The organism is Streptomyces sp. NPDC008125 (assembly GCF_042957125.1).
GTDB lineage: Bacteria > Actinomycetota > Actinomycetes > Streptomycetales > Streptomycetaceae > Streptomyces.
Map to the genome: position 1 here is coordinate 249001 of NZ_JBIBHR010000010.1, position 10899 is coordinate 259899.

At 69.9% G+C, this 10899-nt stretch carries 8 protein-coding genes; 2 read left to right on the forward strand and 6 right to left on the reverse strand.

The genetic code is table 11. From position 1 onward, the window contains the following. Positions 1-11: 11 nt before the first annotated feature. The 6 genes from ACFZAX_RS19275 to ACFZAX_RS19300 all read right to left on the reverse strand — a co-directional run bounded on the left by ACFZAX_RS19275 (position 12) and on the right by ACFZAX_RS19300 (position 8310). The gene (locus tag ACFZAX_RS19275) at positions 12-1745 is read right to left on the reverse strand and encodes a carbohydrate-binding module family 20 domain-containing protein (protein ID WP_390962884.1); all 1734 of its coding nucleotides are present in this window, start codon (positions 1743-1745) and stop codon (positions 12-14) included. Positions 1746-2238: 493 nt separating this feature from the next. Continuing rightward, entirely contained in the window at positions 2239-3324 is a 1086-nt protein-coding gene (locus tag ACFZAX_RS19280) for a substrate-binding domain-containing protein (protein ID WP_390962886.1), read from the reverse strand. Further along, the gene (locus ACFZAX_RS19285; RefSeq protein WP_390962888.1) at positions 3309-4985 is read right to left on the reverse strand and encodes an alpha-amylase family glycosyl hydrolase; all 1677 of its coding nucleotides are present in this window, start codon (positions 4983-4985) and stop codon (positions 3309-3311) included. Before ACFZAX_RS19285 ends, ACFZAX_RS19280 begins: the two co-directional genes overlap by 16 nt. Before the next feature lie 142 nt (positions 4986-5127). Beyond that, positions 5128-6006 carry an ABC transporter permease subunit gene (locus ACFZAX_RS19290; protein WP_390962890.1) on the reverse strand — a complete coding sequence of 293 codons (879 nt, stop codon included), beginning with the start codon at positions 6004-6006 and terminating at the stop codon, positions 5128-5130. Then, positions 6003-7016 (reverse strand): sugar ABC transporter permease, encoded by a 1014-nt coding sequence (locus ACFZAX_RS19295; RefSeq protein ID WP_328722079.1) that lies wholly within the window; start codon positions 7014-7016, stop codon positions 6003-6005. The genes ACFZAX_RS19290 and ACFZAX_RS19295 overlap by 4 nt, the downstream gene beginning before the upstream one ends. Positions 7017-7035: 19 nt before the next feature. Next, complete coding sequence (locus tag ACFZAX_RS19300) at positions 7036-8310, reverse strand: extracellular solute-binding protein (RefSeq protein WP_390962892.1); 1275 nt, start codon at positions 8308-8310, stop codon at positions 7036-7038. 372 nt (positions 8311-8682) lie between these two features. On the opposite strand from ACFZAX_RS19300, the gene ACFZAX_RS19305 reads away from it, so the two are divergent. Next, positions 8683-9705 carry a substrate-binding domain-containing protein gene (locus ACFZAX_RS19305; protein ID WP_390962893.1) on the forward strand — a complete coding sequence of 341 codons (1023 nt, stop codon included), beginning with the start codon at positions 8683-8685 and terminating at the stop codon, positions 9703-9705. 109 nt (positions 9706-9814) lie between these two features. Further along, positions 9815-10861 carry a phosphatase PAP2 family protein gene (locus ACFZAX_RS19310; protein WP_390962895.1) on the forward strand — a complete coding sequence of 349 codons (1047 nt, stop codon included), beginning with the start codon at positions 9815-9817 and terminating at the stop codon, positions 10859-10861. Positions 10862-10899: the final 38 nt, after the last annotated feature.

The window sequence follows — 10899 nt, forward strand, 5'->3', positions numbered from 1 at the left end:
CCCCAGGTCGTTCAGCTGCGCCAGACGTCGCTGGTCAGCGCGGTCTTTCCGGTGGCGGGCACGGTGGCGGTGCGGTTGGCGCCGCTCTCCCAGGTGACGTTCCCGGCGGCGTCCTTGCGGAGGTACTTGTACTGGAAGGAGGTGCCGGCGGGCAGGGCCACGTCGAGCTTCCAGACGGGGTAGGTGGCCGGGTCGAGCTTCAGGGCGCTGTTCGGGTCCCAGTTGCCGAGGGCCGGCTGGTTGCCGGTGACGTAGATGTTCTGGCCGAGGCTGGTGGTGGCGTTGACGCCGAAGGCCGCCCCGGAGGCGGTGGTGCCCGTGCCGGGGTCCGTGCCGGGCCCGGTGCCCGTACCGGTGCAGGTGCGGGCGTTGACGTGCAGGGCGAGGGCGGTGTCGGCGCCGAGGGTGGCGGTGAACTGGCCGCTGGAGTTGACCGTCACGGCGTTGCCGGTCTGCACGTCGCAGTAGGAGCCGGCGGGCAGCCCGGTCTGGAAGGTCCGGGTCAGCGAGGAAGTCTCGTGGTTGATCGCGACGTACGCCTTGGCGCCGCGGCCGAAGGCTATCTGGTCGGCGCCGTTGTCCCACCAGTTGGTGACGGCCTCGCCGCGGGCGGTGTTGCGGAAGGCCACCATCGAGGAGATCTGCGGCCAGGCGTGCTGGCACTTCCAGCCGTCGGTGTAACAGGCGTTCACCTGCCCGCCGTTGGGCGGTCCGGCGTCGACGTCGCTGAACTCGTAGCCGGAGTGCACGTCCGGGGAGCCGTACGGGTAGGCCAGCATGAAGACGTTGGCCAGCGTGTAGGAGGCGCCCGCCTTGTAGTTGAGGGTGTCGCCGCCGCGCTCGGTGTCGTGGTTGTCGACGAAGACCGCCGACTGGGCGGAGGACATGAAGCCCCAGCCCTCGCCGTAGTTCTTCAGGTTGGCGAGGTTCTCGTTGAGGAAGGTCTGCTTGAGGCCGCGGGCATAGCGGAACTCCTGGACGTCCCCGGTGCCGGTGTACTCGGAGGGCTGGACGGCCTCGCCGGCCCCGTAGATGGCCTCCTGCTTCCAGTACACGCCGGGGTTGCTCAGCCGGGACTTGATGTTGGCGAGGTCGGCGGCCGGCATGTGCTTGGCCGCGTCGATCCGGAACCCGTCGACGCCGAGGGAGAGCAGATCGTTCATGTACCCGGCGATCTTGCCGCGTACGTACTCCTCACCGGTGTCCAGGTCGGCGAGGCCCACGAGTTCGCAGTTCTGGACGTTGGCGCGGTTGCCGTAGTTGCTGATCTGCGCCTGGCAGTCGTTCATGTCGTTGACCGAGTAGAGGCCCGGGTAGTCGTACTTCGTGTACGAGGACCCGCCGGTGCCGGTGCCCGAGCCCGCCGACATGTGGTTGATGACGGTGTCGGCGACGACCTTCACCCCGGCGTTGTGGCAGGTGGCGACCATGTTCGCGAAGGCGGTCCGGTCGCCGAGCCGGCCGGCGATCTTGTAGCTGACCGGCTGGTAGGAGGTCCACCACTGGCCGCCCTGGATGTGCTCCATCGGCGGGGAGACCTGGACGAAGCCGTAGCCGGCCGGACCGAGGGTGCTGGTGCACGCCTGCGCCACGGAGGCGAACTTCCACTCGAACAGGACGGCGGTGACGTCCTTGGTTCCCGGCGCGGCCGCCTGGGCGGTACCGGCTCCGACGCCTGCGGGGACGACCAGCGCGGCGACTCCGGCCGCGAGGGCGAGCGCGGCGGACAACGGTCTGCGTGCCATGTTCTTCCTCCTGCTGTGGGGGAAACGCGGGTGACCGAGCAGCCTCACGTGACAACGCGCCGTGCCGGAAGGCTTGAATGTTCTTGCAGCAAGACTGGAAACCCAGTCGCAGCGCAGACCGTACGAGCCCGCCAGGCCGCGGTCAACCCTTTGGACATGACCCGCTCACATCCGTGAAACGCTGCATTTTTCTGCCTGCAAGGACTTACGCAAGATATTGCGAGCCTGTTACGTTCTTGGTGACTCCGGTCCGGCCGGCCGGGGGTCCGCGCTCAGGCGCCGGGCCCCACGCGCCCGGCCGGCCGGGCCGGTCGACGCGGATGAGAGGCGCCGGGAGTCACACTCCCCGCCGGCCCGGACCTGGGCCGATTCCCGGCGCCTCTCCTCGGCGTTCGCAGGACCCGCACCGGGTCCGCGCCGCGCCGCACCTTCGTACCGGGGGCACAGGGCCCCCGTGCGGCACGCGACCCCCCTCCGGCCGCGCGCCGCCCGTTCATGCCCCCCGTACCACCCGTACCGCCCGCGCCGCGCGCAGCGCCGCGGTCGAACCGCGCACGACCAGCTCCGGCTGGAACACGTACTCCGTGCGCTGCACGGGACTTCCGGCGATCTCCTCCAGCAGCGCCCCCACCGCGGCGGCGGCCATCGCCTGCACCGGCTGGCGCACGGTGGTCAGCGGCGGGTCGGTGAAGGCGATCAGCTGCGAGTCGTCGAAGCCGACCACGGAGACGTCGCGCGGGACCTCCAGGCCCCTCCCCCGGGCCGCGCGCACCACGCCCAGCGCCATCAGGTCGCTGCCGCAGACGATGCCCGTGCACCCCTGGTCGAGCAGCGCACCGGCCGCCACCTGGCCGCCCTCCACGCCGAACAGCGTGGAGCAGACCAGGAGTTCGGCCTCGTCGCGGGTCATCCCCAGGGTGCGGACCGCCGCGTCGAGGAACCCGTCCCGCTTGCGGCGGGAGGGCACGTAGCGCTGCGGCCCGACCGCCAGGCCGATCCGTCGGTGCCCCAGGGCCGCGAGGTGGCCGACGGCCATCCGGACGGCGGCGGCGTCGTCCGGCGAGACGAACGGGGCGCTGATGCGCTCGTTGTACCCGTTGATCAGGACGAAGGGGACGCCGCGCTCGGAGAGTTCGGCGTACCTCGACGGGTCGGCCGACAGGTCGGCGTGCAGCCCGGACAGGAACACGATGCCGTCGACGCCCCGCTCGACGAGCTGTTCGACGAGCTCGTCCTCGGTGGCGCCGCCCGGCAGCTGGGTACAGAGCACCGGGGTGTAGCCGTGCCCGGCCAGGACCTGCTCGACCGACTGCGCGAAGGCCGGGAAGATCGGGTTGACGAGTTCAGGTGTCATCAACCCGATCAGCCCGGCGCTCCGCCGGCGCAGCCGCACGGGACGTTCGTAGCCGAGGATGTCCAGCGCCGCCAGCACCCGCTGCCGGGTGCTGTCGGCGACGCCCGGTTTGCCATTGAGCACCCGGCTGACGGTGGCCTCGCTGACCGCGGCCTGCCCGGCGATGTCGGAGAGCCGCAGCGCCGAGCCCGTCCGGGGTGCGGGGACGGTCACACCGTCCACCACACCGTGGTGTCGGCGGGGACCTCGGCCGAGCCGCCCTCGACGGTGACCGGGGCGCTGGAGAGCAGCACCGTGCCGGGCGCGGGGATTCGCACCGGGGCGCCGGTCGTGTTGACGGTGCAGACGAAACCGGGGCGGGCGAAGGCGAGGACGCCCTCGGAGCCGTCCAGCCACTCCACGTCCGTACCGGCGCCGAGGCCCGGGAGGTCGCGGCGGGCCGCGATGGCGGAGCGGTACAGCTCCAGGGTGGAGCCCTCCACGCCGGTCTGCGCCTCGATGGACAGCTCGCCCCAGCCCTCGGGCTGCGGGAGCCAGCTGCCGCCGTCGCCGAAGCCGTAGCTGCTGCCCTCGCGGGTCCACGGGATCGGGACGCGGCAGCCGTCGCGGTAGCCGTCCTGGCCGTCGGCGCGGAAGAACGACGGGTCCTGGCGGGCCTCGTCGGGCAGGTCGGTGACGTCCGGCAGGCCGAGCTCCTCGCCCTGGTAGACGTAGGCGGAGCCGGGCAGCGCCAGCATCAGCAGGGTCGCGGCGCGGGCGCGGCGCAGGCCCGTCTCCCGGTCGCCGGGGGTGCGGATCTGGGTGCCCAGGCCCGGCTCGTTGGCGAAGCGGGTGGCGTGCCGGGTGACGTCGTGGTTGGAGAGCACCCAGGTGGTGGGGGCGCCGACCGGACGCATCGCGGCGAGCGAGGAGTCGATGACGGTACGCAGCGCGTCGGCGTCCCAGTCGGTCGACAGGTACTGGAAGTTGAAGGCCTGGTGCATCTCGTCGGGGCGCACGTAGTTGGCGGTGCGCTCGACGGTCGGGGTCCACGCCTCGGCGACGGCGATGCGCTCGCCCGGGTACTCGTCGAGGATGGTGCGCCAGCTGCGGTAGATGGCGTGCACGCCGTCCTGGTCGAAGAACGGCATGACGTCGTTGCCGAGCAGCTTGAGCTGGTCGTGCGAGCCGAGGTCGGGCAGGCCCTCGGCCTTGACCAGGCCGTGCGCGACGTCCACGCGGAAGCCGTCGACGCCCATGTCGAGCCAGAAGCGCAGGATCGAGCGGAACTCGTCGGCGACGGCCGGGTGCTCCCAGTTGAAGTCGGGCTGCTCGGGCGCGAAGAGGTGGAGGTACCACTCGCCGGGGGTGCCGTCCGCGTTCGTGGTCCGGGTCCACGCCGGGCCGCCGAAGATGGACTCCCAGTCGTTCGGCGGGAGTTCGCCCCTCTCGCCCTTGCCCGCGCGGAAGTGGTAGCGCTCGCGCAGGGCGGAGCCGGGGCCCTCGGCCAGCGCGCGCTTGAACCACTCGTGCTGGTCGGAGGAGTGGTTGGGGACCAGGTCGACGATGATGCGCAGGCCCAGGGCGTGGGCCTCGCGGATGAGGGCGTCGGCGTCGAGGAGGTTGCCGAACATCGGGTCGATGGCCCGGTAGTCGGCGACGTCGTAACCGGCGTCGGCCTGGGGGGAGGCGTAGAAGGGGCTCAGCCAGACGGCGTCGACGCCGAGGTCCCGGAGGTACGGGAGCCGTGCGGTGACGCCCGCGAGGTCGCCCATGCCGTCACCGTTGCCGTCGGCGAAGCTCCGTGGATAGACCTGGTAGATCACCGCATCCTGCCACCAGCCGGTGCGGTTGTCCGGGGCGTCGTCGGACGTGCCGGTGGAGGGGGCAGCGAGGTGCTGGGTCATGTCGTCCCTGGGGTGTCTGGGTGGGGAGCGGCACCGGGGTCCCGGTCGGGGGGTCCGGCGCCGCCGTGACGAATGCGGTGACGCGTGGGGGTGGGTGACGGTTCGGCGGTGTCCGCGGGTCAGGGTCGGGCACCGCCTCCGGTCAGCCCTTGACTGCTCCGGCCGACATTCCGGTGACCAGGTGCTTCTGCGCGAACAGGAAGACCAGGGCCGCCGGGATGGCGATGAGGACCGACGCGGCGGTCATGGGGCCCCACTGGGCTCCGTACTGGTTGACGAACTTCTGCAGTCCGCCGGCGAGCGTGAGGTTCTCGTCACCGACCATGAACGCGGAGGCGTACGCGACCTCTCCCCAGGCGGTGATGAAGGAGTAGAACGCGGTGACCGCGAGGCCGGGCTTGGCCAGCGGCAGGACGAGTCGCCAGAACGTGCCGAACGGGGTGAGGCCGTCGACCTGCCCGGACTCGTCGATCTCGCGCGGGATCGTGTCGAAGAAGCCCTTCATCATCCAGGCGCAGAACGGCACCGAGATGGTGAGGTAGGTGATCACGAGGCCGGCGGGCTGGTTGAGCAGTCCGAGGGTCGCCATGATGTTGTAGATCGGCACGATCAGCACGGCGACCGGGAACATCTGCGTGATCAGCAGGGTCCACATCAGGCCGCGCTTGCCGGGGAAGCGGAAGCGGCTGACCGCGTAGCCGGTGGTGGCGGAGACGAAGACGCCGAGGACCGTGGAGAGACCCGCGACCAGCACCGAGTTGCCGAACCAGGTGACGAACTCGGTGTCCTTGATCAGGTTGGTGTAGTTGACGAACGTCGTCTCCTTGAAGAAGTCCGTCGTCGTCGCGTACTTGGCCGGCTTCAGCGAGGTCAGCAGGACCCAGAGCACCGGGAAGACCGCGATCACCGAAGTGATGATCAGCGTGACGTGCAGCGCCACGGAGGCGAGCGGAGAACGCTGCCCGCGCAGGCGCGGGGTGCGCGCTGCCCGGCGCCCTCGGGTGGGGGTGAGGGTGGTCACCAGACATCTCCCTGCTTGCGGAGCACTCGCCGGTAGACCGCGGCGAAGATCATGAGGAGGACGAGGATCAGCACGCCCCAGGTGGAGGACTGTGCGAAGTCGCGCGGGCTGATCTCGAAGGAGAACTTGTACGCCTGGGTGACGAGGATCTGGGTCGACTCACCGGGGCCGCCCCGCGTGAGCAGGAAGATCACCGGGAACATGTTGAAGGTCCAGATCGTGGAGAGCAGGACCACCGTCGTGGAGACCGGAGCGAGCCCCGGCACGGTGATGTGCCGGAAACGCTGCCAGGCGGTGGCGCCGTCCATCTCGGCCGCTTCGTACTGCTCCGCGGGTATGGACTGCAGACCGCCGAGCAGGGCGACCATCATGAAGGGGACGCCGAGCCAGACGTTGACGGCGATCACGGAGAACTTCGCCCAGGTGGGGTCGTTCAGCCAGGGGACGCCGTCGATGCCGACACCGCCGAGCATCGCGTTGAGGATGCCGCGCTCGTCGTTGAAGAGGAAGCGCCAGGCGAAGACGGAAACGAAACCGGGCACGGCCCAGGGAAGGATCAGGGCCATGCGGTAGGCGGAGCGGCCGACGATGCGCCGGTTCAGGATGTTGGCGAGCGCCATGCCGAGGCAGAACGTGATGCTCACGCAGGCGATCGTCCACACCAGTGTCCAGCCGAGCGTGGACATGAACTCGCCGCCGGTGAGCGCGTCCTTGTAGTTGTCCAGGCCGACGAACTTGTAGGTCGCGGGGATCTCGTTGACGCCGATGGAACGCGCCACGTTGCGCTCGTTGGCGTCGGTCAGCGACAGCCAGACGCCGCGGACCAGCGGATAGCCGATGATCACGCCGATGACGAGCACCACCGGGGCCACCATGACCCAGGCGTACCAGTGCGTGGACAGAGAGCGCCGGAGCTTGCCCGGCGTCGGGGTGCCAGTAGCGCGGCTCCGGCCGCGGGCGACGTCGTCGCCCGCGGCCTTTGCCACCGACTGGCTGGTGTGGACAGCCATCAGTCGGCCAACCTTCCTGTTACTTCCAGCCCTTGAGGAGCTTGCGGTACGCGTCGCCGCTGTCCTTCGCGGCCTTCTCCGGAGTGGTCTGGCCGGTGAGGACCTCGGTGTACTGCGTGACCAGCGGGGCGAAGAGGCTGCCGCCCTCGGGGATCCACGGGCGCTCGACGGAGGTCTCGACGACCGGCTTGAAGAAGTTCACGATCTCGCTGTCGACGGCTTCCTTGCGGGCGTACGCCGAGGTGCGGGTCGGGAGCAGGTTCAGCTCACCGGCGGCCGTGGCCTGGGCGTCGACGGAGGTCATGTAGTCGACGAAGGCGTAGGAGGCGTCGAGGTTCTTCGAGCCCGCGTACACCGCGAGGTTGTGACCACCCTGCGGGGCACCCTGGGCGACGGAGCCCGCCGGGACGCTGGTGATGCCGAGGTTGGCGGCGTCCTTGAACTGGTCACCGGTCAGCGTGTCGGCCACGGCCCACGGGCCGTTGATCATCATGGCGACGTCGCCGGACTTGAACGACTGCATCATGTTGTCCCAGCCGTCCGTGGCGTCCGTCTTGGCGGCACCGGAGTCGACCAGGTCCTTGACGACCTTGAACGCCTTGACGGCCTCGGGGTCGTCGATCCTGACGGTCTTGCTGTCGGCGTCGACCAGGTCGCCGCCCTCGCCGTACAGGAAGGAGAGGAAGTAGTACGCGTCGTCGCCACGGAGGTAGAGGCCGGTCTTGCCGGTCTTCTCCTTGATGGCGGCGGAGGCGGTCTTCAGCTCGGCGATCGTGGTCGGGACCTTGACACCGGCCTTAGCGAACATGGCCTTGTTGTAGAAGATGCCCATGGAGTCGATGACCTGCGGCACGGCGTACGTCTTGCCGTCGTACTTGGTCGACGCGACGGCCTGCTTGAGGAAGTCGCCCTGGTCCCGGAGGGCCGGGGTGCCGTCCAGCGGGGCGAGGTAGCCGAGGTTAGCGAAGTCCGGGGTCCAGGCGACCTCGGAGCGGATCACGTCGGGGGCGCCGGTGCCGGCCTGGGCCGCGTTCTTGAACTTGTTCTGCGCGTCACCGAAGGGCACGTTGACGTACTTGACGTCGACCTCGGGGTGCAGCTTCTCAAAGCCTTCGGCGATCTTCTTGAAGACCTTGTCCTCACTGCCGACGCTGGAGGTGTCCCACCAGGTGACGGTGCCGGAGAGCTCGCCCGAGCTCTTGCTGCCGCTGCCGGACTTGTCGTCGCTGCCGCACGCGGTCGCCGCGAGCGCCAGGGCCGCGACCAGGACGGTGGCCGTTATGCCACGTCGCATGTGAACTCCTTCAACTGCCGTACCGCTCCGTCGCGGCGCCGGGTCGACCAGGAACGTAACAAGGATGAAAGAAGTCCGAAAGAGCTTGCGGAACTTTTCTGCAAGACGCGGCGATCGTTACATGCGCGTGTCCTCAAGGTTGCCGTCGTGATGCTTGACGCGGACTGCATACCCCTGCTGCCGCAGGCCACACACGGGGTCGGGTTGGTGTGACGATCCGACTGCAAGGGGCGCAGGGGTGACCGCAAGACCTTGCAAGATATTGCCGGGGCCACCCCGTGGCGACGTCGGTATCCGCGCCGGAAGCACCGCGAGCGGCTTGAACCCGGGCCCTGTGGGCAATCCGGGAGACGCCCGGTACAGTCCCCTTTCATGACCGCACGGCTTGCCGATATCGCAACTCAGGCGGGGGTCAGCGAAGCGACGGTCAGCCGGGTCCTGAACGGCAAGCCCGGTGTAGCGGCGGCCACCCGCGAATCCGTCCTCGCGGCACTCGACGTCCTCGGGTACGAACGCCCCGTCCGCCTGCGCCGGCGCAGCGCCGGCCTGGTCGGCCTGATCACGCCGGAGCTGGAGAACCCGATCTTCCCGGCGCTGGCCCAGGTGATCGGTCAGGCGCTGACCCGCCAGGGGTACACCCCGGTGCTGGCGACCCAGACCCCCGGCGGCTCCACCGAGGACGAGCTCACCGAGATGCTCGTCGACCGGGGCGTCTCGGGCATCATCTTCGTCTCCGGGCTGCACGCCGACACCTCGGCCGACATGGGGCGTTACGAGCAGTTGCGGGCGCAGGGCGTCCCGTACGTGCTCGTCAACGGATTCTCCTCGAAGGTCCGGGCGCCGTTCATCTCGCCGGACGACCGGGCGGCGATGCGGCTGGCGGTGACACACCTGGTGTCGCTCGGCCACACCCGGATCGGCCTCGCGGTCGGCCCCAAGCGCTTCGTGCCGGTGCTCCGCAAGATCGAGGGCTTCCACGCGACGATGCGGGAGCAGCTCGGCCTGAGCGAGGAGCAGGTCGAGGAGCTGGTGCAGCACTCCCTGTACACCCTGGAGGGCGGCCAGGCGGCGGCCACGGCACTGATGGAGCGCGGGTGCACCGCGGTCGTCTGCGCGAGCGACATGATGGCGCTGGGCGCGATCCGGGCGGCCCGCCGCCTCTCGCGGCAGGTGCCGCGCGACCTCTCGGTGGTCGGTTACGACGATTCGCCGCTCATAGCCTTCACGGATCCGCCGCTGACCACCATCCGGCAGCCGGTGACCGCCATGGGCCAGGCCGCCGTACGGACGTTGCTGGAGGAGATCGGCGGTACGCCTGCCCCGCACAGCGAGTTCGTCTTCATGCCCGAGCTCGTCGTCCGCGGTTCGACCGCGGCGGGGCCGGGCCCCTCCTGACACCTCTCCCGATGATGGCACCCTCGTCCGCAAGGTGCAGGACGTGCGACCGGAACCCGACCGGAGGATGATCGGGCGGTGGGGGGCGTATCTGGCAGACTCTGTGCCCATGGGTGATTCTCAGGTGAGTACACAGGAAGGCCCGTCGGTGGCCTGTCCGTCACCCACCAAGGACATGACGGACAGCACGGACGGAAACGGCAGGAAAGGCCTGACGGCGCGACTGCGCACGACGCGGTCACCGCGCCGGCCACGCCTGTGGTTCGAAATCCTTCTGATCGGGGTCAGTTACTGGCTCTACTCGCTGGTGCGCAACGCCGTCCCGGAACAGCGGTCGGCCGCGCTGCGGAACGCCGACCGGGTCTGGTCCTTCGAGAACTCGCTCGGCGCCGGCTTCGAACACAGCGTCAATCACGCCGTGAACTCGGTGACATGGCTCATCGTGTCGATGAACTACTACTACGCGACACTGCACTTCATCGTCACCATCGCCGTGCTGGTGTGGCTGTTCCGCCGTCACCCGGGCCGTTACGCCGCGACCAGACTGGTGCTCTTCGCGACCACGGGCGTCGCGCTGCTCGGCTATTACCTGGTCCCGCTGGCACCACCCCGTCTCATGAACGGCGGCCACTTCGTCGACACGGTGCTGGTGCACCACACCTGGGGCTCGATGGCCTCGGGCAACCTCAAGAACATGTCGAACCAGTACGCGGCGATGCCGTCGATGCACATCGGCTGGTCGCTCTGGTGCGGGCTGACGATCTTCGCCCTCGCCTCGGTGCCGTGGGTCCGCGTGCTGGGGCTGCTCTACCCGGTCGCCACCCTCACGGTGATCGTGGCGACCGCCAACCACTTCTGGCTGGACGCCGTGGGTGGCGTGGTCTGCCTGAGCTTCGGCTTCGCCGTCGCGACCCTCGTCTACGGCACGCTTCCGTACCGCCTGCCGCGCCGGGTGGAGCCGCCCCGGACGCCCCTGCGGACCCGGCTCGTGGGGCTCGGTACGGCCCGGGGCGCGGGCGCGGTGAGCCGTGCCGCGCGGTGGTCCTCCTACCGGGCGGGGAAGGCCGGCGCCCCGGCGCCCGTGCCCGGGCCTCCGGCCGCTTCCGCGGCGACGGAACCGGCGGCTGAGGCGCGGGGCGCGTCCGGGACGCGCTGAGGGGCCTGCGGGGCCGGTCACGCGCGCCCTGCCCCGGG

Coding starts and splice junctions, on each gene's coding strand:
- ACFZAX_RS19275 (WP_390962884.1), bottom strand. CDS start 1,745: ATGGCACGCAGACCGTTGTCCGCCGCGCTCGCCCTCGCGGCCGGAGTC.
- ACFZAX_RS19305 (WP_390962893.1), top strand. CDS start 8,683: ATGACCGCACGGCTTGCCGATATCGCAACTCAGGCGGGGGTCAGCGAA.
- ACFZAX_RS19300 (WP_390962892.1), bottom strand. CDS start 8,310: ATGCGACGTGGCATAACGGCCACCGTCCTGGTCGCGGCCCTGGCGCTC.
- ACFZAX_RS19295 (WP_328722079.1), bottom strand. CDS start 7,016: ATGGCTGTCCACACCAGCCAGTCGGTGGCAAAGGCCGCGGGCGACGAC.
- ACFZAX_RS19285 (WP_390962888.1), bottom strand. CDS start 4,985: ATGACCCAGCACCTCGCTGCCCCCTCCACCGGCACGTCCGACGACGCC.
- ACFZAX_RS19310 (WP_390962895.1), top strand. CDS start 9,815: ATGGGTGATTCTCAGGTGAGTACACAGGAAGGCCCGTCGGTGGCCTGT.